Annotated in this window: 28 protein-coding genes; 17 read left to right on the top strand and 11 right to left on the bottom strand. The window is 62.1% G+C overall.

The annotated features are described in order from the left end of the window. Nucleotides 1-9 precede the first annotated feature (9 nt). Nucleotides 10-531 carry a ribosome biogenesis factor YjgA gene (gene yjgA / locus ACIPZH_RS05120; protein ID WP_012316086.1) on the bottom strand — a complete coding sequence of 174 codons (522 nt, stop codon included), beginning with the start codon at nt 529-531 and terminating at the stop codon, nt 10-12. Between the two features lie 156 nt (nt 532-687). Here yjgA and pmbA point away from each other — a divergent pair, with 156 nt between their 5' ends. The 6 genes from pmbA to ACIPZH_RS05090 all read left to right on the top strand — a co-directional run bounded on the left by pmbA (nt 688) and on the right by ACIPZH_RS05090 (nt 5,940). After that, nucleotides 688-2,034, top strand: coding sequence for a metalloprotease PmbA (pmbA, locus tag ACIPZH_RS05115; RefSeq protein WP_400635411.1), 1,347 nt, complete (start codon nt 688-690; stop codon nt 2,032-2,034). 128 nt (nt 2,035-2,162) lie between these two features. Then, nucleotides 2,163-2,564 (top strand): FagA protein, encoded by a 402-nt coding sequence (locus ACIPZH_RS05110; RefSeq protein ID WP_241804231.1) that lies wholly within the window; start codon nt 2,163-2,165, stop codon nt 2,562-2,564. Then, nucleotides 2,557-3,933: a class II fumarate hydratase gene (locus ACIPZH_RS05105; RefSeq protein WP_400635410.1), complete on the top strand. Its 1,377-nt coding sequence runs from the start codon at nt 2,557-2,559 to the stop codon at nt 3,931-3,933. Before ACIPZH_RS05110 ends, ACIPZH_RS05105 begins: the two co-directional genes overlap by 8 nt. Nucleotides 3,934-3,960: 27 nt before the next feature. Beyond that, nucleotides 3,961-4,422 (top strand): hypothetical protein, encoded by a 462-nt coding sequence (locus tag ACIPZH_RS05100; protein ID WP_241804233.1) that lies wholly within the window; start codon nt 3,961-3,963, stop codon nt 4,420-4,422. A gap of 1 nt (nt 4,423) precedes the next feature. Further along, nucleotides 4,424-5,035 (top strand): superoxide dismutase, encoded by a 612-nt coding sequence (locus ACIPZH_RS05095; protein ID WP_400635408.1) that lies wholly within the window; start codon nt 4,424-4,426, stop codon nt 5,033-5,035. 11 nt (nt 5,036-5,046) lie between these two features. Beyond that, on the top strand, nt 5,047-5,940 hold the full coding sequence (locus ACIPZH_RS05090; protein ID WP_400626127.1) for a ZIP family metal transporter: 894 nt from the start codon (nt 5,047-5,049) through the stop codon (nt 5,938-5,940). 104 nt (nt 5,941-6,044) lie between these two features. Here ACIPZH_RS05090 and ACIPZH_RS05085 read toward each other — a convergent pair whose 3' ends face one another. The 10 genes from ACIPZH_RS05085 to ACIPZH_RS05040 all read right to left on the bottom strand — a co-directional run bounded on the left by ACIPZH_RS05085 (nt 6,045) and on the right by ACIPZH_RS05040 (nt 13,056). Further along, nucleotides 6,045-6,317 (bottom strand): HPr family phosphocarrier protein, encoded by a 273-nt coding sequence (locus tag ACIPZH_RS05085; RefSeq protein ID WP_267818507.1) that lies wholly within the window; start codon nt 6,315-6,317, stop codon nt 6,045-6,047. Nucleotides 6,318-6,337: 20 nt separating this feature from the next. Then, nucleotides 6,338-7,192, bottom strand: a complete 855-nt coding sequence (gene rapZ / locus ACIPZH_RS05080; protein WP_241804236.1) for an RNase adapter RapZ — start codon at nt 7,190-7,192, stop codon at nt 6,338-6,340. A gap of 2 nt (nt 7,193-7,194) precedes the next feature. Beyond that, nucleotides 7,195-7,659, bottom strand: a complete 465-nt coding sequence (ptsN, locus tag ACIPZH_RS05075) for a PTS IIA-like nitrogen regulatory protein PtsN (RefSeq protein WP_400635406.1) — start codon at nt 7,657-7,659, stop codon at nt 7,195-7,197. 11 nt (nt 7,660-7,670) lie between these two features. After that, nucleotides 7,671-7,979, bottom strand: coding sequence for a ribosome hibernation-promoting factor, HPF/YfiA family (gene hpf / locus ACIPZH_RS05070; RefSeq protein WP_241804237.1), 309 nt, complete (start codon nt 7,977-7,979; stop codon nt 7,671-7,673). Nucleotides 7,980-8,058: 79 nt separating this feature from the next. Further along, nucleotides 8,059-9,552, bottom strand: a complete 1,494-nt coding sequence (locus ACIPZH_RS05065; RefSeq protein ID WP_400635404.1) for an RNA polymerase factor sigma-54 — start codon at nt 9,550-9,552, stop codon at nt 8,059-8,061. A gap of 172 nt (nt 9,553-9,724) precedes the next feature. After that, nucleotides 9,725-10,450, bottom strand: coding sequence for an LPS export ABC transporter ATP-binding protein (gene lptB / locus ACIPZH_RS05060; protein WP_046784445.1), 726 nt, complete (start codon nt 10,448-10,450; stop codon nt 9,725-9,727). After that, nucleotides 10,451-10,975 carry a lipopolysaccharide transport periplasmic protein LptA gene (lptA, locus tag ACIPZH_RS05055; protein WP_012316073.1) on the bottom strand — a complete coding sequence of 175 codons (525 nt, stop codon included), beginning with the start codon at nt 10,973-10,975 and terminating at the stop codon, nt 10,451-10,453. Continuing rightward, nucleotides 10,962-11,534, bottom strand: coding sequence for an LPS export ABC transporter periplasmic protein LptC (lptC, locus tag ACIPZH_RS05050; RefSeq protein ID WP_039604820.1), 573 nt, complete (start codon nt 11,532-11,534; stop codon nt 10,962-10,964). The genes lptA and lptC overlap by 14 nt, the downstream gene beginning before the upstream one ends. Nucleotides 11,535-11,541: 7 nt before the next feature. Then, entirely contained in the window at nt 11,542-12,066 is a 525-nt protein-coding gene (locus tag ACIPZH_RS05045) for an HAD family hydrolase (protein WP_039604821.1), read from the bottom strand. Between the two features lie 15 nt (nt 12,067-12,081). Continuing rightward, nucleotides 12,082-13,056 (bottom strand): SIS domain-containing protein, encoded by a 975-nt coding sequence (locus ACIPZH_RS05040; RefSeq protein ID WP_241804239.1) that lies wholly within the window; start codon nt 13,054-13,056, stop codon nt 12,082-12,084. A gap of 247 nt (nt 13,057-13,303) precedes the next feature. Between ACIPZH_RS05040 and ACIPZH_RS05035 the strand changes: the two genes are divergently transcribed. The 11 genes from ACIPZH_RS05035 (at nt 13,304) to ACIPZH_RS04985 (ending at nt 21,994) form a co-directional block, all read left to right on the top strand. Further along, a complete protein-coding gene (locus tag ACIPZH_RS05035; RefSeq protein ID WP_241804240.1) occupies nt 13,304-14,113 on the top strand; it encodes an ATP-binding cassette domain-containing protein in 810 nt (269 codons plus the stop codon). Next, complete coding sequence (gene mlaE, locus ACIPZH_RS05030) at nt 14,113-14,910, top strand: lipid asymmetry maintenance ABC transporter permease subunit MlaE (RefSeq protein ID WP_012316068.1); 798 nt, start codon at nt 14,113-14,115, stop codon at nt 14,908-14,910. The genes ACIPZH_RS05035 and mlaE overlap by 1 nt, the downstream gene beginning before the upstream one ends. Continuing rightward, nucleotides 14,910-15,395, top strand: a complete 486-nt coding sequence (gene mlaD, locus ACIPZH_RS05025) for an outer membrane lipid asymmetry maintenance protein MlaD (RefSeq protein ID WP_241804241.1) — start codon at nt 14,910-14,912, stop codon at nt 15,393-15,395. The genes mlaE and mlaD overlap by 1 nt, the downstream gene beginning before the upstream one ends. Nucleotides 15,396-15,404: 9 nt before the next feature. Then, the gene (locus ACIPZH_RS05020; RefSeq protein ID WP_400635402.1) at nt 15,405-16,058 is read left to right on the top strand and encodes a phospholipid-binding protein MlaC; all 654 of its coding nucleotides are present in this window, start codon (nt 15,405-15,407) and stop codon (nt 16,056-16,058) included. Further along, nucleotides 16,055-16,357: a lipid asymmetry maintenance protein MlaB gene (locus ACIPZH_RS05015; protein WP_267818493.1), complete on the top strand. Its 303-nt coding sequence runs from the start codon at nt 16,055-16,057 to the stop codon at nt 16,355-16,357. The genes ACIPZH_RS05020 and ACIPZH_RS05015 overlap by 4 nt, the downstream gene beginning before the upstream one ends. A gap of 118 nt (nt 16,358-16,475) precedes the next feature. Then, nucleotides 16,476-16,715: a BolA family protein gene (locus ACIPZH_RS05010; RefSeq protein ID WP_003255121.1), complete on the top strand. Its 240-nt coding sequence runs from the start codon at nt 16,476-16,478 to the stop codon at nt 16,713-16,715. Between the two features lie 23 nt (nt 16,716-16,738). Beyond that, complete coding sequence (gene murA, locus ACIPZH_RS05005) at nt 16,739-18,004, top strand: UDP-N-acetylglucosamine 1-carboxyvinyltransferase (RefSeq protein ID WP_241804244.1); 1,266 nt, start codon at nt 16,739-16,741, stop codon at nt 18,002-18,004. Between the two features lie 91 nt (nt 18,005-18,095). Then, nucleotides 18,096-18,731, top strand: coding sequence for an ATP phosphoribosyltransferase (gene hisG, locus ACIPZH_RS05000; protein ID WP_400635400.1), 636 nt, complete (start codon nt 18,096-18,098; stop codon nt 18,729-18,731). A gap of 126 nt (nt 18,732-18,857) precedes the next feature. Continuing rightward, nucleotides 18,858-20,183, top strand: coding sequence for a histidinol dehydrogenase (gene hisD / locus ACIPZH_RS04995; RefSeq protein WP_400635397.1), 1,326 nt, complete (start codon nt 18,858-18,860; stop codon nt 20,181-20,183). A 2-nt stretch (nt 20,184-20,185) separates the two neighbouring features. Then, nucleotides 20,186-21,232: a histidinol-phosphate transaminase gene (gene hisC, locus ACIPZH_RS04990; RefSeq protein WP_400635395.1), complete on the top strand. Its 1,047-nt coding sequence runs from the start codon at nt 20,186-20,188 to the stop codon at nt 21,230-21,232. 111 nt (nt 21,233-21,343) lie between these two features. Continuing rightward, entirely contained in the window at nt 21,344-21,994 is a 651-nt protein-coding gene (locus ACIPZH_RS04985) for a FadR/GntR family transcriptional regulator (protein ID WP_241804247.1), read from the top strand. Nucleotides 21,995-21,998 lie beyond the last annotated feature (4 nt).

Raw genomic sequence — 21,998 nt, 5'->3', positions numbered from 1 at the left:
TGGCGCGGGTCAGCGCAGGCCGCGCTGCAGTTCGTCGAGGTCGCGGATGTACTTGAAGACCTTGCGCGCAGCGGCAGGCGGCTTGTTCCGCGCCTTCTCGTGCTGGGCATGACGGATAAGCGAACGCAGCTGCTGACGGTCGGTGTCGGGGTATTCGTTGACGAAGCGTTCAAGGTCCTCGTCATTACCGTCGATCAGGCGGTCCCGCCAGCGCTCCAGGTTGTGGAAGCGTTCGTTGTACTGGCGGCTGGAGCTGTCGATCTGCTCGAGCACCGCGTGGATGGCGTCCAGGTCCTGGTCGCGCATCAGTTTGCCGACGAACGACATATGCCGTTTGCGTGCGCCATGGGCGGTGTGCTTGCAGGCTTCGGCCAAGGCTTTGCGCAGCTCATCGGTCAACGGCAGGCGCGCCAGGGTATCGGCCTTGACCGTAGTCAGGCGTTCGCCGAGTTCGACCAGCGCATGCAACTCGCGCTTGATCTGGGTTTTGCTTTTTTCGCCGTCGAAGGCGTCGTCGTATGAATCAACCATGGTGCGCAGTCCGCTTGAGTTGTATGAAAAGTCGCCGCGCAGGCACTTTTCGTAGAAGGCATAGAAATTGCCGCCATGATAACCACCCGGGGGCCGCTTGTCCGGCCCGGTCGTAGAATGACCCTCGCCGAATGCAGAATTTGAGTGGAGAAAACCATGAGTGCAGTCCAGAGCGTAGGCCCCAAGGACCTGCCAGCATTGCAGGAGCAGGTCGAAGCGATCATCGCCGAGGCGCGCCGGCAGGGTGCCAGCGCCTGCGAAGTGGCGGTGTCGCTGGAGCAGGGCTTGTCCACCACGGTGCGTCAGCGTGAGGTCGAGACGGTAGAGTTCAACCGCGACCAGGGCTTTGGCATCACCCTCTATGTCGGCCAGCGCAAGGGCTCGGCCAGTACCTCGGCCAGTGGCCCTGAGGCCATTCGCGAAACCGTTGCCGCCGCCCTGGCCATTGCCAGGCACACCTCCGAAGACGATTGCTCGGGGCTGGCTGATGCGGCACTGATGGCGCGCGAGATTCCGGACCTGGACCTTTACCATGACTGGGATCTGGAACCCGAGAAAGCCATCGAGATGGCCCTGGCCTGCGAGGCGGCGGCATTCGACGCTGATCCGCGCATTCTCAACGCCGATGGCACCACCCTCAATACCCACCAGGGCTGCCGTGTCTATGGCAACAGCCATGGCTTCATCGGCGGTTACGCATCGACCCGGCACAGCCTGAGCTGCGTGATGATCGCTGAAGGTGAAGGCCAGATGCAGCGTGATTACTGGTACGACGTCAACCGCCAGGGCCACCTGTTGGCCGACCCGCGCAGCATTGGCCAGCGCGCTGCACAGCGCGCAGCCAGCCGGCTCGGTGCGCGTCCGGTCAAGACATGCGAAGTGCCGGTGCTGTTCTCCGCCGAGCTGGCCGGTGGCCTGTTCGGCAGCTTCCTGTCGGCCATCTCGGGTGGCAACCTGTACCGCAAGTCGTCGTTCCTCGATGGTGCCCTTGGCCAGCGGCTGTTCCCCAGCTGGCTGACGCTGGATGAGCGCCCGCATATTCCGCGTGCCCTAGGCAGCGCGGCGTTCGACGGTGATGGCCTGGCGACCTATGCCAAGCCGTTCGTCGACAAAGGGGAGCTGGTGTCTTACCTGCTGGGTACCTATTCCGGTCGCAAGCTCGGCTTGCCAAGTACGGCCAACTCCGGTGGTGTGCACAACCTCTACGTCACCCATGGCATCGAAGACCAGGCGGCCCTGGTCCGCCGCATGGGGCGCGGTTTGCTGGTGACCGAGCTGATGGGCCATGGCCTGAACATGGTCACAGGCGACTACTCGCGTGGTGCTGCAGGCTTCTGGGTCGAGAATGGCGAGATTCAGCATGCGGTGCAGGAAGTGACGATTGCCGGCAACATGAAGGACATGTTCCAGCAGATTGTTGCCATTGGCAGTGATCTTGAAACCCGCAGCAATATCCACACGGGCTCGGTGTTGATCGAGCGGATGACCGTTGCGGGTAGCTGAAACCCTGAAGCGCTGAGCGAAAACCTCGAAACCCGGCCCTGTGCCGGGTTTTTTATTTGCTCAATCCGCGCTTGAAGTGATTACGTTTATCATTTAATAATGAATATCATTACCCAAAAGCTCCGGTGATGATGTTCATGAAACCCGTCCTGCGCGAATTGCCTTACCTGGAAAACTGGCGCTGGCTCAGCCGGCGCATCCGCTGCGCGCTCGAGCCCGACGAGCCGCGCCTGATCGAGCACTATCTGGCCGAAGGCCGCTACCTGGCGTGCTGCACGGACACCTCGCCATGGACCGTGGCGCTGACCTCATTCCGTCTGCTGCTGGATACCGCCTGCGATCGCATGTTGCCATGGCATTGGCGTTGCCAGTGCCTGGATCAGGCCTGGCGCCCCCTGCTCGAGTTGCGCAAGCTCGACCGCCGCGAACAGAACCAGCGCTGGCAACCCTACGCCCTGCAACTGGCCAACTGCCGGTTGCTGCCGTCCATTTCCCCCGATGAACTGATGCAAGGATTTGATGATGAGTGATACCCGTATCGAGCGTGACAGCATGGGTGAATTGCAGGTGCCGGCCCAGGCCCTGTATGGCGCCCAGACCCAGCGCGCGGTCGACAACTTCCCGATCAGCGGCCAGCGTATGCCGGCCCAGTTCATTCGTGCACTGCTGTTGGCCAAGGCGGCTGCCGCCAAGGCCAACATCGAGCTGGAGCAGATTTCTGCCGCCCAGGGCCAAGCCATCGTCAAGGCGGTCGAGCAACTGCTCGCCGAAGACTTCATCCTGCACTTCCCGGTGGACGTGTACCAGACCGGCTCCGGCACCAGCTCGAACATGAATGCCAACGAGGTGATCGCCACGCTGGCCAGCCGCCTGCTCGGTGAGCCGGTCAATGCCAACGACCATGTCAACTGCGGCCAGAGCAGCAACGACATCATCCCGACCACCATTCACGTCAGCGCTGCACTGGCGCTGCATGAGCAGTTGCTGCCCGCCCTGGCTCACCTGGTTCAGGTGATCGAGGCCAAGTCGGTGCAAGTGCATCAGTACGTGAAGACTGGCCGTACCCACCTGATGGATGCCATGCCGGTGCGCATGAGCCAGGTGCTCGATGGCTGGGCGGCCCAGATCAATGGCGCCAAGGCGCATATCGAAGCGACCCTGCCGAGCCTGCAGGCCCTGGCCCAGGGTGGCACTGCCGTGGGCACCGGGATCAACGCCCACCCGCAATTCGCCGTAGGCTTCGCTCGCCAGCTGAGCGGCCTCACCCAGGTCGAGTTTACCCCCGGCCAGAACTTGTTTGCCCTGATCGGCTCCCAGGACACCGCCGTGGCGCTGTCCGGCCAGCTCAAAACCACTGCCGTGGCACTGATGAAAATCGCCAACGACCTGCGCTGGATGAATTCCGGGCCGCTCGCAGGCCTCGGTGAGATCGAACTCCAAGCCCTGCAGCCTGGCTCCTCGATCATGCCGGGCAAGGTCAACCCGGTTATCCCGGAAGCCACCGCCATGGTCGCCGCCCAGGTGATCGGCAACGACGCGACCATCGCCATTGCCGGCCAGTCGGGCAACTTCGAACTCAACGTGATGCTGCCGGTGATAGCCCGCAACCTGCTGGAGAGCATCGAGCTGATGGCCAACGCCAGCCGCCTGCTGGCCGACCAGGCCATCGCCAGCTTCAAGGTCAATGAGGGCAAGCTCAAGGAAGCCCTGGCACGCAACCCGATCCTGGTCACCGCGCTGAACCCGATCATCGGCTACCTCAAGGCCGCCGAGATCGCCAAGACCGCGTACAAGCAGGGCCGGCCGATCATCGACGTGGCGCTGGAGCATACCGACCTGTCGCGCGATCAGCTCGAAGCGCTGCTGGACCCGGAAAAACTCACCGCTGGGGGCATCTGACCCGCGTCAGCGCCCAGGAGGCCTGTCATGCAGCACTGGAAACGCACCACCGAGGCCGCCAACCGGCTGTTCGACCAGGGCGAGCTGGTCGATGCCCGGGAACTGTACCTGCAAGCCCTGGCGCTGGCCCAGGTGCTGTTCGAGCGCTGGCATGACGTCGACGAAGCAGTGGCCGCTTTGGTCATTGCCCACCACAACCTGGCCGACCTGCACCTGCGCCTGAACCAGCCGCATGAAAGCGCCGACTACCTGTGCGCCATTCACCAGCGTCTGCTCCAGGCCAGCCAGGAAGCGCGCCTGCCGCAGGCGCTGCGTGATGCCGCGCTGCGCCACAGCGGGCGCACCTACACCCAATTGCTGAGCTTCATTGCCGAGTACGGGCAGTACCCACGCGCCGAGCGCCTGCTCTATCGCCGTGCGCCCTTGGCCAGTGGACTGGCTGCCCAGACGGACCTGCCGCCCCCAACCCCCGCTTACGGAATCCATTGATATGTCTCATACCTTGCCTGCTTTGCCCTATGCCTACGATGCGCTGGAACCGCATATCGATACCCAGACCATGGAGATACACCACACCAAGCACCACCAGACTTACGTCAACGGCCTCAATGCTGCGGTCGAAGGTACCCCGTGGGCTGACTGGCCGGTTGAGAAGCTGGTTGCTGCGGTCAAACAGTTGCCCGAAAACCTGCGAGGGGCGGTGACCAACCATGGCGGTGGTCACGCCAACCATTCGCTGTTCTGGAAAGTCATGTCGCCCACAGGCGGCGGCCAGCCACAGGGCTTGGTGGCCAAGGCCATCGAGGCTGAGCTGGGTGGTTTCGAGGCGTTCAAGGAAGCCTTCACCAAAGCCGCGCTGACCCGCTTCGGCAGCGGCTGGGCCTGGCTCAGCGTGAATGGTGAACAGAAACTCGTGGTGGAGAGCAGCGGCAACCAGGACAGCCCGCTGATGCATGGCAACACACCGATCCTCGGCCTGGATGTGTGGGAGCATGCCTACTACTTGAAGTACCAGAACCGTCGCCCGGAATACATTGGGGCTTTCTACAACGTAATTGACTGGGCCGAAGTGGAACGCCGTTATATCGAAGCCAGCCAATGAGTCGGACCGGTATGCGTTCAGAGGTGATGTCTGTCAGTAGTGTGCGCCTGTTCCGGCTGGCACTGGGTACTGTGCTGCTCCTGGTTGGCACGGCCCTGCTGGTGGCCCGGGGCATCGCCTGGCTGGACCTGGATCCGCGCATGTTGCGTGCCCTCGAGGGCGGCGCATTGTGCGCGCTGGGAACAGCGCTGGGCGCAGTACCGGTGCTGGTGATTCGGAATATGCCGGTGGCCCTGGCCGATACCTTGTTGGGTTTCGGTGCCGGTGTGATGCTGGCGGCGACGGCGTTCTCGCTGATCATTCCTGGCCTGGATGCCGCTCAGTCCATCGGATTCAGCCCCTGGGGGGCGGGTGGCCTGGTCAGCTTCGGCCTGTTGTTCGGTGCGATGTGCCTGTTCGTCGTCGATCTGAAAGTGTCCGGTGCTTCGCCCGAGGCCTTAGTCGGCACCGGGAACCAACCGGTGATTGCAGCGCGGATCTGGCTGTTCGTGATCGCGATCATCGCCCACAACATCCCCGAAGGCATGGCCATCGGCGTGTCGGCCGGGGGCGGCATGACCGATGCTGACAGCCTCGCCATGGGCATTGCCTTGCAGGATGTTCCCGAAGGATTGGTCATTGCGCTGGTGCTGGCGGGGGCGGGGATGCCTCGGTTCAAGGCGTTTCTGATCGGTGCGGCGTCGGGGTTGGTAGAACCACTGGCAGCGGTGGTCTGTGCCTGGCTGGTGAATGTCGCCGAGCTGCTGTTGCCGCTGGGCCTGGCCTGTGCGGCCGGGGCCATGCTGCTGGTGGTGACCCAGGAAATCATTCCCGAGTCGCGCAGCAACGGGCATCACCGTCTGGCCAGCCTCGGCCTGTGCGTGGGTTTTTGCTTGATGATGGTGATGGACACGGCGATGTCTTGAATTGGCATCAACTGGCCCGTCGCCGGTAAGCCGGCCCCCCGAATCGGCAGTCCACGATGAGGGCGCCGGCTTGCCAGCGATGAGGCCAGCCTGGAGTTAGGGGCTTATTCGCCTTCGTCGAAGTAGTTGTTGATCAGGGCTACCAGCGCTTCCAGCGCGTCGTCATCCTGCTCGCCTTCAGTGTGCAGGTGCACCTGGGTGCCTTTGCCTGCCGCCAACATCATCACGGCCATGATGCTCTTGCCGTCCACCAGCTTGTCTGGTGCGCGGCCCACCCGCACCTGGCAGGGGAAGCGCCCGGCCACGCCGACGAACTTGGCGGCCGCCCGGGCATGCAGGCCCAGCTTGTTGATGATGGTGATTTCGCGGGCGGGCATCGGGGTGCTGATCCTGTGGGCTAGAGGTCGCGGTGGCGGACCTGGACGTTTTTCAGGGACTGTTGCAACAGTTGGCCGAGGCGCTCGGTGAGGTACACCGAGCGGTGGTGGCCGCCTGTGCAGCCAATGGCGATGGTGACATAGGCGCGGTTACTGGCAGCGAAGCGGGGCAGCCATTTGAGCAGGTAGGTCGAGATGTCGGTAAACATCTCTTCGACATCCGGCTGCGCGGCAAGGTAATCGATAACCGGCTGATCCAGGCCAGAATGCTCACGCAGTTCGGGCTTCCAGTATGGGTTCGGCAGGCAGCGTACATCGAAAACCAGGTCTGCATCGACCGGCATGCCACGCTTGAAGCCGAATGATTCGACCAGGAATGCGGTACCCGGCTCAGGCTGATTGAGCAGGCGCAACTTGATCGAGTCGCGCAGCTGGTAAAGGTTGAGGCTGGTGGTGTCGATCTTCAGGTCGGCAAGATCGGAGATTGGCCCCAGCAATTCGCTTTCGACGCGGATCGCTTCGGCCAGTGAGCGATCCGCATTCGTCAGCGGATGGCGCCGGCGCGTTTCGGAGAAGCGCTTGAGCAGCGTGTCCTCGTCGGCGTCGAGAAACAGCACATCGCACTGGATATGCCGGCCACGCGCTTCGGCGAGCAGTTCGGGGAAGCGTGACAGGTGGCTTGGCAGGTTGCGGGCATCGATGGACACTGCCACTTTCGGCTGCAGCAACTCTGTATGGATCAGCGCGTTTTCCGCCAACTGCGGCAGCAAGCCGGCAGGGAGGTTATCGATACAGTAAAAGCCGTTGTCTTCCAGCACATCGAGGGCGGTACTCTTGCCGGAGCCGGACCGGCCGCTGACGATGATCAGGCGCATGTTCAGTGCTCGTTCTGTGCGTCCAGGACTACCTGGTACAGGGCCTCGCTGCTGTTGGCGGCACGCAGGCGCTCGCGAACTTCCTTGCGATCCAGCATGCTGGCGATCTGGCGCAGCAGTTCCAGATGGGCGTCGGTGGCAGCCTCCGGCACCAGCAGGACGAACAGCAGGTCGACAGGCGCGCCATCGATGGCGTCATAGTCGATCGGAGCATCCAGGTGCAGCAGTGCGCTGACGGGCGAAGTGCAGCCTGCGAGGCGGCAGTGAGGTATGGCGATCCCATTGCCGAAGCCTGTGGAGCCGAGCTTTTCACGAGCGATCAGCTTTTCGAAGACGTCTTGCATCTCCAGCTCGGGTTTTTGATCGGCAATCAGGTTGGCGACTTTTTCCAAGGCGCGCTTCTTACTGCCACCCGGCACGTTCACCAAGGAACGGCCGGGGGTCAGGATGGTTTCAAGTCGGATCATGGATGAGGGGATCAGCGGGCAGCTGCACCTTGCAGCAGACTTTGCTGTTTTTCCTTGTGTTTTTTCAGTTGGCGGTCGAGCTTGTCGGCCAAGGCATCGATCGCTGCATACATGTCTTCGTGTTCGGCGTTGGCAACCACTTCCGAGCCAGGAATCTGCAGGGTCGCTTCGACCTTCTGCTGCAGCTTCTCGACCTTCATGATGACCTGCACGTTAGTGATCTTGTCGAAGTGACTTTCCACCCGGGCGAGCTTTTCAAGCACGTAATCGCGCAGCGGCTGGGTGACTTCTACATGCTGTCCACTGATATTGACTTGCATACAGCTTCTCCTTTGTTGCCCGTGCATAAAGAGGCAGGTCTTGCACCTGCCCCACAAACGCTGTGGCATATCTCAGGCGCTACATCAGTCGCTTGCGCTCACTCGACGGTGCGATGCCGAGGGACTCGCGGTACTTGGCGACGGTGCGACGGGCTACCTGGATGCCTTGTGCCTCCAGTAAACCAGCGATCTTGCTGTCACTCAATGGCTTTTTCTGATTTTCCGCCGCAACCAGTTTCTTGATGATCGCGCGGATTGCCGTGGACGAGCATTCTCCGCCTTCGGAGGTGCTGACGTGGCTGGAGAAAAAGTATTTCAGTTCGTAGATGCCGCGTGGCGTGTGCATGAACTTCTGGGTGGTCACCCGCGAGATGGTCGACTCGTGCATGCCCACGGCTTCGGCGATGTCATGCAACACCAACGGTTTCATGGCCTCGTCACCGTGGTCGAGGAAGCCGCGCTGATGCTCGACGATCTGCGTGGCGACTTTCATCAGCGTTTCGTTGCGGCTTTGCAGGCTCTTGATGAACCAGCGTGCTTCCTGCAACTGATTGCGCATGAAGGTGTTGTCGGCGCTGGTGTCGGCCCGGCGGACGAAGCCGGCGTATTGCGGATTGACCCGCAGGCGCGGGATCGCTTCCTGGTTCAGCTCGACCAGCCAGCGATCATTGTCCTTGCGGACGATGACATCGGGCACCACGTATTCCGGCTCACTGGACTCGATTTGCGAACCTGGGCGCGGGTTGAGGCTCTGAACCAGCTCGATCACCTGGCGCAGTTCGTCTTCCTTGAGCTTCATGCGGCGCATCAGCTGGCTGTAGTCGCGCCCGCCCAACAGGTCGATGAACTCGCTGACCAGGCGTTTGGCCTCGGCCATCCACGGTGTGTTGGCCGGGAGTTGGCGCAGTTGCAGCAACAGGCACTCGCCCAGGTTGCGTGCGCCGACACCTGCTGGCTCGAACTGCTGGATACGGTGCAGTACCGCTTCGACTTCGTCCAGTTCGATGTCCAGCTCCGGATCGAAACCGGCGCAGATCTCTTCGATCGTGTCTTCCAGGTAGCCCTGGCCGTTGATGCTGTCGATAAGGGTGACGGCGATCAGGCGGTCGGTATCGGACATCGGTGCCAGGTTCAATTGCCACAGCAGGTGGCTTTGCAGGCTTTCGCCGGCGGATGTGCGCGTGGTGAAGTCCCACTCGTCGTCATCGTTGCTCGGCAGGCTGCTCGCGCTGGTCTGGTAGATGTCTTCCCAGGCCGTATCGACCGGAAGCTCATTGGGGATGCGCTCGTTCCACTCACCGTCCTCCAGGTTCTCGGCACTGGCGGTGCTTTCCTGAAAGCTGTTGTCCTGGACTTCGGCGGCCGGTTTGCTCTCGGCGTTATCCGCCATCGGGTCGCTGTTGTCGAAGTCTTCGCCGTCTTCCTGGCGTTCGAGCATCGGATTGGACTCCAGCGCTTCCTGGATTTCCTGCTGAAGGTCCAGGGTAGAGAGCTGGAGTAGGCGGATGGCCTGTTGCAACTGCGGGGTCATCGTCAGTTGCTGGCCCATTTTTAGGACGAGCGATGGTTTCATGGCAGGGGCTAATACCTTGTTCGCCGGCGCGCATGCGCCATCCACTACACGAGGGCGCCGGAGCGCCAATTTCAAGCAAGTTTTATGCCTTAAATTGTAGCGTTTGCCTAGAGCACTGTAACAACTTAAGCCCATTCAAGGCGCTAAATCAGTGCTCCAGGCGCGTCCTGAATCAGAGCCGGAACTCGTGACCCAGGTAAACTTCCTTGACCAGTTCGTTGGCCAGGATGGTCTGCGCGTCGCCCTCGGCGATCAGTTGCCCGTCATTGACGATGTAGGCGGTTTCGCAGATATCCAGGGTTTCACGCACGTTGTGGTCGGTGATCAGTACACCGATACCCTTGGCCTTGAGGTGGTGGATGATCTGCTTGATGTCACCGACCGAAATCGGGTCGACGCCAGCGAAGGGTTCGTCCAGCAGGATGAACTTGGGGGCTGTCGCCAGGGCGCGTGCGATCTCGACCCGGCGACGTTCGCCGCCGGACAGGCTCATGCCGAGGTTGTCGCGGATGTGGCTGATGTGGAACTCCTGCAGCAGGCTCTCCAGCTCCTTGCGACGGCCCTCGCGGTCGAGTTCCTTGCGGGTCTCGAGGATGGCCATGATGTTGTCGGCCACCGACAGCTTGCGGAAGATCGAGGCTTCCTGCGGCAGGTAGCCGATGCCGGCGCGTGCACGCCCATGCATGGGCTGGTGGCTGACATCCAGGTTGTCGATGAGGACGCGCCCCTGGTCGGCCTGTACCAGGCCGACGATCATGTAGAAGCAGGTGGTCTTGCCGGCGCCGTTGGGGCCTAGCAGGCCGACGATCTGACCGCTGTCGATAGACAGGCTGACGTCACGCACGACTTGACGCCCTTTGTAGCTCTTGGCCAGGTGCTGGGCTTTGAGGGTTGCCATTTACTCGGCCTTCTTCTTCGGCTGGATCACCATGTCGATGCGCTGACGTGGCTGAGTCACGTTGCCGCCGCGACCGGCGGTCGCAACCTGGGACTTGGTGTTGTAGACGATCTTTTCGCCTTCGGTGGTGTTGCCTTCGTTTTCGACCTTGGCGCGGTCGGTGAGGATCACTGTGTCCTTCTGCGCCTGATACTGGATGGTCACGGCCCAGCCTTTCATCTTGTCAGGCTTGGCAGCGCTCTGTTGCTGCTCGAAATAAGCCAGGTTGCCCACCGAGGTGACCACGTCGATGTCACCGTTGGCGGCGCGAGTCATGGTCACGGTATTGCCTTTGATCATCATCGAGCCCTGAGTGATGATCACGTCACCGGTGTAGGTGGCTACGCCTTGCTTGTCGTCCAGGTGCGCGTTGTCGGCCTGGATGCGGATAGGCTGGTCACGGTCGGTCGGCAGGGCGAAGGCGCTCGCGCTTCCCAGTGCTGCGCTCAGGCTGAGCAAAAGGGGGAGGGTTTTAACGAGCCTCATACTGTCCTCTTACGTTAGAGAGCAGGTCCATCCTGCCTTCTTTCAAATACGCTTTCATTCCTTTGCCCGTAGTTGTGCCACCGGCGCCGTCGATTCTAACGGCTTGCTCGGTCTGCGCATATTGCTTCTGCGGGAACACGGTCATGCGTGAGCTGGTAATGATGGTTTCACGCTGCTTCTCATCGGTGCGGGCCACGCGCACCTTGTCGATCAGCTCGACCTCGGTGCCGTCCGGGTTGACCTCGGCGCGCACGCTCTGGATGTGCCAGGGGTATTCGGTGCCCCGGTACATGTGCAGGTCGGGCGTGGTCACCAGTGTGACCTCGGTGGCCTTGAGGTGTTCGACCTTGTCGGCGGTCATTTCGTACTGCAGCTTGCCATCTGGCAAGAACTGCACGCTGTGGGCGTTGATCGCATAATAGTCGATCGCGCTTTCGTCGACTTGAGCTACCGGCTTGTCGAGGAAGCTCTCGGGGCTGACATTCCAGTAGCCTATTGCCGCCAGCAGGGCGGCGATCACCGCGAGCAGCGCAATATTGCGGGCTTTCTTGCTGAACATGGGCAACCTACAGGTAGTTGGCGTTGGCAGCGTCCAGGGTGCCCTGGGCCTGCATGATAAGCTCGCAGAACTCGCGAGCGGCACCCTCGCCACCGCGTGCCTGGGTCACGCCGTCGGCGTGCTGGCGAACGAAGGGGGCGGCGTTGGCCACGGCGATACCCAGGCCGACCTTGCGAATGACTGGCAGGTCTGGCAGGTCATCGCCCAGGTACGCGACCTGCTCATAGCTTAGGCCCAGTTCGGCGAGCAGGCCGTCGAGTACCACCAGTTTGTCCTCGCGGCCCTGGAACAGGTGGGGAATGCCGAGGTTTTTCGCGCGACGCTCGACCACCGGGGTCTTGCGCCCGCTGATGATCGCCGTGGTCACCCCCGACGCCATCAGCATCTTGATGCCTTGGCCGTCGAGCGTGTTGAACGTCTTGAATTCGCTGCCATCTTCGAGGAAATAAAGGCGGCCATCGGTGAGCACGCCGTCCACATCGAACACGGCAAGCTTGATGGCCTTGCCGCGCTGCATCAGGTTCTGGGTCATTTGCGTCGTTCTCATTTACATCACGCCTGCGCGCAGCAGGTCGTGCATGTTCAGGGCACCGACCGGGCGGTCGTCCTTGTCCACCACCACCAGGGCGCTGATCTTGTGGTCTTCCATGATCTTCAGGGCTTCGGCGGCGAGCATCTCGGCGCGGGCTGTTTTGCCGTGCACGGTCATGACCTGGTCGATCAGGGTGGTGTGCACGTCGATGTTGCGGTCCAGGCTGCGGCGCAGGTCACCGTCGGTGAAGATGCCGGCCAGCTGGCCGTTCGCTTCGGCGACCACGGTCATGCCCAGGCCTTTGCGGGACATTTCGAGGAGGGCGTCCTTGAGCAGCGTGCCACGTTGTACCTGAGGCAGGTCGGCGCCCGCGTGCATGACGTTCTCGACCTTGAGCAGCAGGCGACGGCCCAGCGCGCCACCGGGGTGCGAGAAGGCGAAATCTTCTGCGGTAAACCCGCGCGCTTCGAGCAGGGCGATGGCCAGGGCGTCGCCCAGCACCAGTGCTGCGGTGGTCGATGAGGTGGGCGCCAGGTTCAGCGGGCACGCCTCATGGGCGACACGCGCGTCGAGGTTGACCTCGGCGGCCTGGGCCAGTGGCGAGTCGGGGTTGCCGGTCATGCTGATGAGCTGGATGCCCAGGCGCTTGATCAGCGGCAGCAAGGTGACGATTTCGGCGGTGCTGCCGGAGTTGGACAGGGCCAGAATGACGTCGCCACGGGTGATCATGCCCATGTCGCCATGGCTGGCTTCGGCAGGATGCACGAAAAACGCCGGCGTGCCGGTGCTGGCCAGGGTTGCGGCGATCTTGTTGCCGATGTGCCCAGACTTGCCCATGCCGACCACAACGACGCGGCCCTTGCTCGCCAGGATCAGCTCGCAGGCCTTGACGAAGTTGGCATCGATGCTGGCCGTCAAACCTTGTACGGCCTCGATTTCCAGGCGCAGGGTGCGCTGGGCGGACTGGATCAGCTCACTGGATTGGCTCATGTCGAAAAGCAATGCCTGATGAAAAGGCGGCGATTATAGCCGCAATGGAAGAAAGCCTCACCCTTTCGATTGTGCAATGAAAAGACGTCGTAGCCTGTCGCTGGCCTGAACGACTCGCGCCATGGCCTTGGGGCCACCCTGTCAGCGGTGCTATAGTTCGCCGCTATTCGGCCTGCCGGGGGCGCGTGTGTCTTCACGATGAGGGCCGGCGTCCATTAGGACATGGCTGTACTAGCAAGGAGTCTAGATGAGTGTGGATAGCGCCTACGCGGTCGAGTTGAAGGGCGTCACCTTCAAGCGCGGTTCGCGCAGCATTTTCAGCAATGTCGACATACGCATTCCGCGTGGCAAGGTCACCGGCATCATGGGGCCGTCCGGGTGCGGCAAGACCACGCTGCTGCGCCTGATGGGCGCGCAGTTGCGTCCGTCCGTTGGTGAAGTCTGGGTCGCCGGGCAGAACCTGCCGAGCCTGTCGCGCAGCGACCTGTTCGATGCGCGCAAGCAGATGGGCGTACTGTTCCAGAGCGGTGCCCTGTTCACCGACCTCGATGTGTTCGAGAACGTCGCTTTCCCGCTGCGCGTGCACACCCAGTTGTCGGACGAGATGATCCGCGACATCGTGTTAATGAAACTGCAGGCCGTGGGTTTGCGCGGTGCCATCGATCTGATGCCCGACGAACTGTCCGGTGGCATGAAGCGGCGCGTGGCGTTGGCCCGGGCGATTGCGCTCGATCCGCAGATACTGATGTATGACGAGCCGTTCGTCGGCCAGGACCCGATCGCCATGGGGGTACTGGTGCGCCTGATCCGGTTGCTCAATGACGCGCTGGGTATCACCAGCATCGTGGTATCCCACGACCTGGCCGAAACCGCCAGCATCGCCGACTACATCTACGTGGTCGGTGACGGCCAGGTACTGGGCCAGGGTACGCCCGATGAGCTGATGGGCTCGGACAATCCACGCATTCGCCAGTTCATGAAGGGCGATCCGGACGGCCCTGTGCCATTCCATTTCCCTGCGCCAGACTACCGCGCCGATTTGTTGGGGGCGCGTTGATGCGCAGAAAATCCTTGCTTGAACGTATCCGCCTGTTCGGCCGCTCGGCGATCGACGTGTTGGCCGTGCTCGGGCGTTCCTGCCTGTTCCTGTTCCATGCACTGGTCGGTCGTGGCGGCATCGGCGGCGGCTTCCAGCTGCTGACCAAGCAGCTGTACTCGGTGGGCGTGCTGTCGCTGGCGATCGTCGCGGTGTCCGGTGTGTTCATCGGCATGGTGCTGGCACTGCAGGGGTACAGCATCCTGACCAAGTACGGCTCGGAGCAGGCGGTGGGGCAGATGGTCGCCCTGACCCTGCTGCGCGAGCTGGGGCCGGTGGTCACTGCCTTGCTGTTCGCCGGCCGGGCAGGTTCGGCGCTGACCGCCGAAATCGGCAACATGAAGTCCACCGAGCAGCTGTCGAGCCTCGAAATGATCGGTGTCGACCCGCTCAAGTACATCGTTGCGCCGCGCCTTTGGGCCGGTTTCATTTCGTTGCCGCTGCTGGCGCTGATCTTCAGCGTGGTCGGCATCTGGGGCGGCTCGTGGGTCGCTGTGGACTGGCTGGGCGTCTACGAAGGCTCGTTCTGGGCCAACATGCAGAACAGCGTTTCCTTTACCGATGACGTGCTCAACGGGCTGGTCAAGAGCCTGGTGTTCGCCTTCGTCACGACCTGGATCGCCGTATTCCAAGGGTATGACTGCGAGCCCACCTCAGAAGGGATCAGCCGTGCCACCACCAAGACCGTGGTTTATGCCTCGTTGGCTGTCCTGGGTCTGGACTTTATTCTGACCGCCTTGATGTTTGGAGATTTCTGATGCAAAACCGCACCCTGGAAATCGGTGTCGGCCTGTTCCTTTTGGCCGGGATCCTGGCGTTGCTGCTGCTGGCCCTGCGTGTCAGCGGGCTATCGGCCAGCCCGAGCAGCGATACCTACAAAGTTTACGCCTACTTCGACAATATCGCCGGTTTGACGGTCAGAGCTAAAGTGACCATGGCGGGTGTGACGATCGGCAAGGTCACCGCCATCGATCTGGACCGTGATTCCTACACTGGCCGGGTGACCCTGCAGTTGGACAGCAAAGTCGACAACCTGCCGACAGACTCCACTGCTTCGATCCTGACCGCCGGTCTGCTTGGCGAGAAATACATCGGTATCAGTGTCGGCGGCGAGGAAGAGGTGCTCAAGGATGGCGCAACCATCCATGACACCCAGTCGGCGCTGGTGCTGGAAGATCTGATTGGCAAGTTCCTGCTCAACACCGTGAGCAAGGAACCGAAAGAAGCACAACCGGCTAATTAAGGAGTTTCCATGATTTCGATCCTGCGACGTGGCCTGCTGGTCCTGCTGGCGGCCTTCCCTCTGCTGGCATTGGCAGCGCCCGGGCAGTCTCCGCACGAGGTGGTGCAGGGCACGACCAACGAATTGCTGGGTGACCTCAAATCCAACAAGGAGCAGTACAAGTCCAACCCGCAGGCCTTCTACGATGCGCTCAATCGCATCCTGGGCCCGGTGGTCGATGCCGACGGCATCTCGAAAAGCATCATGACCGTGAAGTACTCGCGCAAGGCCACGCCTGAGCAGATGCAGCGCTTTCAGGAAAACTTCAAGCGCAGCCTGATGCAGTTCTATGGCAACGCCCTGCTGGAGTACAACAACCAGGGCATTACCGTCGACCCGGCCCAGGCCGATAACGGCAAGCGTGCCAGCGTTGGCATGAAGGTGACTGGCAACAACGGCGCCGTATACCCGGTGCAGTACACCCTGGAAAACCACGGTGGCGAGTGGAAGGTACGTAACGTCATCGTCAACGGTATCAACGTCGGCAAGCTGTTCCGCGACCAGTTCGCCGACGCCATGCAGCGCAACGGCAACGACCTGGACAAGACCATCGACGGCTGGGCCGGCGAAGTGGCCAAGGCCAAGGAAGCTGCCGACTCTTCGCCCGAAAAGGCCGTTAAATGAGTGAGGGTGGCGTGAGCATGGCCGAGCCGGGCGTGTTGCGCCTGGTCGGTGTACTGGATTACCGCAGCGGCCCCGCCTTGCGCAAGCAAGGCAAGGCGTTGATCGAGGCTTCCCGCGAGCCACGCCTTATCATCGATTGCACCGCGGTGGAAAAATCTTCCAGTGTCGGCCTGTCGCTGCTCCTGGCGTTCATCCGCGATGGCCAAGCCGGCGGCAAGGCCTGTGAGGTACGCGGGATGCCCGACGACATGCGGGAAATCGCCGAGGTCTATGACCTCGATGAAGTGCTGGCGAGCTGATGGCTTGCCACTGATGGAGGCCCCTCGGTCAGCGCACGCCCTCGGTGGGCTTCGCAGGCGAGGGGCTTTTTTGTATGATGGCCGACCCGTGCGCATCGGGCGCCGATTGAGGTTGAGCATGCAGGCCGTAGAAGTTAAGAGCTTCCTTGAAGAAAAATTGCCGGGATCCCGGGTCGAAGTTGAAGGCGAAGGCTGCAACTTCCAGTTGAACGTGATCAGCGACGAGTTGGCTGGCCTGAGCCCGGTCAAGCGTCAGCAGGCGATCTATGCTCACCTTAATCCCTGGATCGCCAACGGTAGCATCCATGCAGTAACCATGAAATTTTTCAGCAGCGCAGCCTGGGCTGAGCGCACCTGAGCCAACTTGGCGGCGAGACTCCAATGGACAAACTGATTATTACTGGCGGCGCTCGCCTTGACGGCGAGATCCGCATTTCGGGCGCGAAGAACGCGGCCCTGCCGATTCTGGCGGCGACGCTGCTGGCTGACGGCCCGGTCACCGTGGGCAACCTGCCACACCTGCACGACATCACCACCATGATCGAGCTGTTCGGCCGCATGGGCATCGAGCCTGTGATCGACGAAAAGCTGGCGGTGGAAATCGACCCACGTACCATCAAGACCCTGGTCGCGCCGTACGAGCTGGTCAAGACCATGCGCGCCTCGATCCTGGTGCTTGGCCCGATGGTTGCCCGGTTCGGCGAGGCCGAAGTAGCCCTGCCAGGCGGTTGCGCTATTGGTTCGCGGCCGGTCGACCTGCACATCCGCGGCCTGGAGGCCATGGGTGCCAAGATCGAAGTCGAAGGCGGCTACATCAAGGCCAAGGCGCCTGAAGGTGGCCTGCGCGGCGCGCACTTCTTCTTCGATACCGTCAGCGTGACCGGTACCGAAAACATCATGATGGCTGCTGCCCTGGCCAAGGGCCGCAGTGTGCTGCAGAACGCCGCACGCGAGCCGGAGGTGGTCGACCTGGCCAACTTCATCAACGCCATGGGCGGCAAAGTGCAAGGCGCTGGCACCGACACCATCACCATCGATGGCGTCGAGCGTTTGCATTCGGCCAACTACCGTGTGATGCCCGACCGTATCGAGACTGGTACTTACCTGGTCGCTGCGGCCGTCACCGGTGGCCGTGTCAAGGTCAAGGACACCGACCCGACCATCCTTGAAGCCGTGCTGGAAAAGCTCAAGGAAGCCGGTGCCGACCTGACCACCGGCGAGGACTGGATCGAGCTGAACATGCATGGCAAGCGGCCCAAAGCCGTCAACCTGCGTACCGCCCCGTACCCGGCGTTCCCGACCGACATGCAGGCGCAGTTCATCTCGCTCAACGCTATCGCCGAAGGCACCGGCGCGGTCATCGAGACGATCTTCGAGAACCGCTTCATGCACGTGTACGAAATGCACCGCATGGGCGCGCAGATCCAGGTCGAGGGCAATACCGCCATCGTGACCGGCGTGCCGGCACTCAAGGGTGCCCCGGTCATGGCCACCGACCTGCGTGCTTCTGCCAGCCTGGTGCTGTCAGCGCTGGTCGCCGAAGGCGATACCCTGATCGATCGCATTTATCACATCGACCGTGGTTACGAGTGCATCGAAGAGAAACTGCAGATGCTGGGTGCGAAGATCCGTCGCGTACCGGGCTAATGCCTCGTCGGCGCAAGGATGCGCCCATTGAATTGAACACGGCCGGGTCGATGACCGGGCCGGTTGTAGCCGCTTAAGGACCGACGTTCCAATGTTGACCATCGCGCTTTCCAAAGGCCGCATCCTCGACGATACCCTGCCGTTGCTGGCCGAGGCCGGTATCGTGCCGACCGAGAATCCGGACAAGAGCCGTAAGCTGATCATTCCCACCACCCAGGACGACGTACGGCTGCTGATCGTGCGCGCCACCGACGTGCCGACTTACGTCGAGCATGGTGCCGCCGACCTCGGTGTGGCGGGCAAGGACGTGCTGATGGAGTACGGCGGCCAGGGCCTGTATGAGCCGCTGGACCTGCAGATCGCCCGCTGCAAGCTGATGACCGCAGGCGTGGTCGGTGCGCCCGAGCCCAAGGGCCGCCTGCGCGTTGCAACCAAGTTCGTCAACGTAGCCAAGCGCTATTACGCCGAGCAAGGTCGCCAGGTCGACATCATCAAGCTGTACGGTTCGATGGAACTGGCGCCGCTGATCAACCTCGCCGACAAGATCATCGACGTCGTCGACACCGGCAACACGCTGCGCGCCAACGGCCTGGAGCCCCAGGACCTGATCGCCACGATCAGCTCGCGCCTGGTGGTCAACAAGGCGTCCATGAAGATGCAGCACGCCCGCATCCATAGCCTGATCGACACCCTGCGTCAAGCTGTCGAATCGCGACACCGCGGCTGACTCGAACGCGCGACCTCTGCTGTCGCGCCCGTCTATCCGCGTCATAGCCACTTTTCTCGGGTGCCCGCGCGGATGGACTGGTAGCCTAGGGCGCCTGAGCATTCGCTAATAATCGAGGCCCTCGCCATGACCGTGTCCACTGCAATTGCCCGTCTCAACGCCGCTGATCCGGATTTCGCCCGACATCTGGATCATCTGCTGAGCTGGGAAAGTGTGTCCGATGACGCGGTCAACCAGCGCGTGCTCGACATCATCAAGGCCGTGCGTGAGCGCGGCGATGCGGCGCTGGTGGAATTCACCCAGCGTTTCGACGGCGTTGCCGCCAACAGCATCGATGACCTGATCCTGGGTCGCGAGCGCCTGGAACTGGCCCTGACCCGCATTACCGACGCCCAGCGTACAGCCCTTGAGAAAGCCGCCGAGCGCGTGCGTATCTACCACGAGCGGCAGAAGCAGGACTCCTGGCAGTACACCGAGGCCGACGGTACCGTATTGGGTCAGAAGGTGACCCCGCTCGATCGCGCCGGCTTGTATGTACCTGGCGGTAAAGCGTCCTACCCCTCGTCGGTACTGATGAACGCCATCCCGGCCAAGGTCGCAGGTGTGGCTGAAGTGGTCATGGTGGTGCCGACGCCGCGCGGTGAAGTCAACGAGCTGGTACTGGCTGCTGCCTGCATTGCGGGTGTCGACCGCGTGTTCACCGTGGGTGGTGCTCAAGCAGTCGCGGCCCTGGCCTATGGCACCGAGAGCGTGCCCCAGGTGGACAAGATCGTCGGCCCAGGCAACATCTACGTGGCCACCGCCAAGCGTCATGTGTTTGGCCAGGTCGGTATCGACATGATCGCCGGCCCTTCGGAAATCCTCGTGGTGTGTGACGGCCAGACGGACCCCGACTGGATCGCCATGGACCTGTTCTCCCAGGCCGAACACGACGAAGACGCCCAGGCCATCCTGGTCAGCCCGGATGCCGAGTTCCTCGACCGTGTGGCCGCCAGTATCGACAAGCTGATGCCAACCATGGAGCGCGCCGAGATCATCGAGAAATCGATCAATGGCCGGGGCGCGTTGATCCAGGTGCGCGACATGCAGCAAGCCATCGAGGTGGCCAATCGTATCGCCCCTGAACACCTGGAACTGTCGGTCGCCGATCCGCAGGCCTGGCTGGGGCAGATCCGTCACGCCGGCGCTATCTTCATGGGCCGCCACACCAGCGAGGCGCTCGGCGACTACTGCGCCGGCCCCAACCATGTGCTGCCGACGTCCGGTACCGCGCGTTTCTCGTCGCCACTGGGTGTTTATGACTTCCAGAAGCGTTCGTCGATCATCTTCTGCTCCGAGCAGGGCGCTTCCGAGCTGGGCCACACCGCCTCGGTCCTGGCCCGTGGCGAGTCCCTGACCGCCCACGCCCGCAGCGCCGAATACCGTATCCTGACCCAAGACAAGGGGAACTGAGCATGAGTCGATTCTGGAGCCCCTTCGTCAAGGACCTGGTGCCTTACGTCCCCGGTGAGCAGCCCAAGCTGGCCCGGTTGGTCAAGCTCAACACCAACGAAAACCCCTATGGGCCGTCGCCCAAGGCCCTGGAGGCCATGCGCGGCGAGCTGAACGACAACCTGCGCTTGTACCCGGACCCCAATGGTGACCGGCTCAAGCAGGCGGTGGCCGAGTATTACAGCGTTACCACTGGGCAGGTGTTCGTGGGCAACGGCTCGGACGAGGTGCTGGCGCACATTTTCCACGGCCTGTTCCAGCACGGCGGCCCGCTGTTGTTCCCGGACATCAGCTACAGCTTTTACCCCGTGTACTGCGGCCTGTATGGCATCCCGTTCGAGCCTGTGGCGCTGGATGACCAGTTCCAGATCCGTGTCGAGGACTACCAAAAGCCCAATGCCGGGATCATCTTCCCCAACCCGAATGCGCCGACTGGTTGCCTGTTGCCGCTGCAGGCAATCGAGCAGTTGTTGCAGGCCAACCGCGACTCGGTGGTGGTGGTGGATGAAGCCTATATCGACTTTGGTGGCCAGACGGCGATCAGCCTGGTTAACCGCTACGACAACCTGCTGGTGACCCAGACCTTGTCCAAGTCGCGCTCGCTGGCCGGCCTGCGGGTCGGCCTGGCGGTAGGGCACCCAGACCTCATCGAGGCGCTGGAGCGGATCAAGAACAGCTTCAACTCCTACCCGCTGGACCGCATGGCGATCGTCGGCGCTGCTGCAGCGTTCGAGGACCAGGCGTACTTCGAAGACACCTGCCGCAAGGTGATCGAAAGCCGTGAGGCACTGGTTGAACAGTTGACTGCCAAGGGCTTCGAGGTGCTGCCATCGGCGGCTAATTTCATCTTCGCCCGCCACCCGCAGGAGGATGCGGCGCAGCTGGCGGCGCGCCTGCGTGAGCAAGGTGTGATTGTGCGCCACTTCAAACAACAGCGGATTGCTCAGTTCCTGCGTATCACCATCGGTACGCCAGACATGAACCAAGCGCTGATCGACGCGTTGAACTGATACCCAAAGGGGCCGCACTGCGGCCCCTTTGGTTTGGCCGGCGCGCTGATTTGATCTGCTATCCACGCTGGCTTAACATACGCAAATTCGTCGGATGATTGGTTGAATAGCATGGGCAATGAATTGGCCAAGCGATCCTTGGTCGAGCTCGCGGTGGAGCGCATGCGTGAGCGCATTCTCCAAGGTGACTGGCGAGTAGGGCAGCGTTTGCCGACCGAGCCGGAGCTGGCCCTGGAATTGGGCATCAGCCGCAATACCGTGCGTGAGGCCATGCGCGTGCTCGCCTTCAGTGGGCTGGTGGAAATCCGCCAGGGCGACGGCAGTTACCTGCGTACCTGCCTGGACCCACTGCAGGCGGTCCAGGCAATGTCGCGCTGCACGCTGGAGCAGGCGAGGGAAACGCGGCACATCCTGGAAACCGAGGCGATAGGCTTGGCAGCACTGCGCCGCACCGACGACGACTTGCGTGCCTTGCGCATCGCGTTGCAGGGCAGCGCCGAACATTTTCATGGTGATGTGGATGCTTATGTCAGTTGCGACCTGGCGTTTCATCAACGCCTTATCGACGCTGCTCACAACCCGGCGCTAAGCGAGCTGTATCGCTATTTCTCGGGTGTCGTGGCTGCCGCGTTGCAGCACAACATGGCCACTGTCCCGCGCTGCCAGGCCACCTTCGATCTGCATGGGCAGATCCTCGACGCCATCGAACAACGCGATCCGGAGCGGGCCAAGTGCCTGAGCCGGACCCTCATCGAATCCTGACCAC

The sequence above is a fragment of the Pseudomonas sp. NPDC089758 genome (assembly GCF_044748705.1).
Classification (GTDB): domain Bacteria; phylum Pseudomonadota; class Gammaproteobacteria; order Pseudomonadales; family Pseudomonadaceae; genus Aquipseudomonas; species Aquipseudomonas putida_X.
Note: the sequence above shows the minus strand (reverse complement) of the source record. Positions and strands in the feature narration are given on the sequence as shown.

Coding starts and splice junctions, on each gene's coding strand:
- yjgA (WP_012316086.1), bottom strand. CDS start 531: ATGGTTGATTCATACGACGACGCCTTCGACGGCGAAAAAAGCAAAACC.
- pmbA (WP_400635411.1), top strand. CDS start 688: ATGAGTGCAGTCCAGAGCGTAGGCCCCAAGGACCTGCCAGCATTGCAG.
- ACIPZH_RS05110 (WP_241804231.1), top strand. CDS start 2,163: ATGATGTTCATGAAACCCGTCCTGCGCGAATTGCCTTACCTGGAAAAC.
- ACIPZH_RS05105 (WP_400635410.1), top strand. CDS start 2,557: ATGAGTGATACCCGTATCGAGCGTGACAGCATGGGTGAATTGCAGGTG.
- ACIPZH_RS05100 (WP_241804233.1), top strand. CDS start 3,961: ATGCAGCACTGGAAACGCACCACCGAGGCCGCCAACCGGCTGTTCGAC.
- ACIPZH_RS05095 (WP_400635408.1), top strand. CDS start 4,424: ATGTCTCATACCTTGCCTGCTTTGCCCTATGCCTACGATGCGCTGGAA.
- ACIPZH_RS05090 (WP_400626127.1), top strand. CDS start 5,047: ATGCGTTCAGAGGTGATGTCTGTCAGTAGTGTGCGCCTGTTCCGGCTG.
- ACIPZH_RS05085 (WP_267818507.1), bottom strand. CDS start 6,317: ATGCCCGCCCGCGAAATCACCATCATCAACAAGCTGGGCCTGCATGCC.
- rapZ (WP_241804236.1), bottom strand. CDS start 7,192: ATGCGCCTGATCATCGTCAGCGGCCGGTCCGGCTCCGGCAAGAGTACC.
- ptsN (WP_400635406.1), bottom strand. CDS start 7,659: ATGATCCGACTTGAAACCATCCTGACCCCCGGCCGTTCCTTGGTGAAC.
- hpf (WP_241804237.1), bottom strand. CDS start 7,979: ATGCAAGTCAATATCAGTGGACAGCATGTAGAAGTCACCCAGCCGCTG.
- ACIPZH_RS05065 (WP_400635404.1), bottom strand. CDS start 9,552: ATGAAACCATCGCTCGTCCTAAAAATGGGCCAGCAACTGACGATGACC.
- lptB (WP_046784445.1), bottom strand. CDS start 10,450: ATGGCAACCCTCAAAGCCCAGCACCTGGCCAAGAGCTACAAAGGGCGT.
- lptA (WP_012316073.1), bottom strand. CDS start 10,975: ATGAGGCTCGTTAAAACCCTCCCCCTTTTGCTCAGCCTGAGCGCAGCA.
- lptC (WP_039604820.1), bottom strand. CDS start 11,534: ATGTTCAGCAAGAAAGCCCGCAATATTGCGCTGCTCGCGGTGATCGCC.
- ACIPZH_RS05045 (WP_039604821.1), bottom strand. CDS start 12,066: ATGACCCAGAACCTGATGCAGCGCGGCAAGGCCATCAAGCTTGCCGTG.
- ACIPZH_RS05040 (WP_241804239.1), bottom strand. CDS start 13,056: ATGAGCCAATCCAGTGAGCTGATCCAGTCCGCCCAGCGCACCCTGCGC.
- ACIPZH_RS05035 (WP_241804240.1), top strand. CDS start 13,304: ATGAGTGTGGATAGCGCCTACGCGGTCGAGTTGAAGGGCGTCACCTTC.
- mlaE (WP_012316068.1), top strand. CDS start 14,113: ATGCGCAGAAAATCCTTGCTTGAACGTATCCGCCTGTTCGGCCGCTCG.
- mlaD (WP_241804241.1), top strand. CDS start 14,910: ATGCAAAACCGCACCCTGGAAATCGGTGTCGGCCTGTTCCTTTTGGCC.
- ACIPZH_RS05020 (WP_400635402.1), top strand. CDS start 15,405: ATGATTTCGATCCTGCGACGTGGCCTGCTGGTCCTGCTGGCGGCCTTC.
- ACIPZH_RS05015 (WP_267818493.1), top strand. CDS start 16,055: ATGAGTGAGGGTGGCGTGAGCATGGCCGAGCCGGGCGTGTTGCGCCTG.
- ACIPZH_RS05010 (WP_003255121.1), top strand. CDS start 16,476: ATGCAGGCCGTAGAAGTTAAGAGCTTCCTTGAAGAAAAATTGCCGGGA.
- murA (WP_241804244.1), top strand. CDS start 16,739: ATGGACAAACTGATTATTACTGGCGGCGCTCGCCTTGACGGCGAGATC.
- hisG (WP_400635400.1), top strand. CDS start 18,096: ATGTTGACCATCGCGCTTTCCAAAGGCCGCATCCTCGACGATACCCTG.
- hisD (WP_400635397.1), top strand. CDS start 18,858: ATGACCGTGTCCACTGCAATTGCCCGTCTCAACGCCGCTGATCCGGAT.
- hisC (WP_400635395.1), top strand. CDS start 20,186: ATGAGTCGATTCTGGAGCCCCTTCGTCAAGGACCTGGTGCCTTACGTC.
- ACIPZH_RS04985 (WP_241804247.1), top strand. CDS start 21,344: ATGGGCAATGAATTGGCCAAGCGATCCTTGGTCGAGCTCGCGGTGGAG.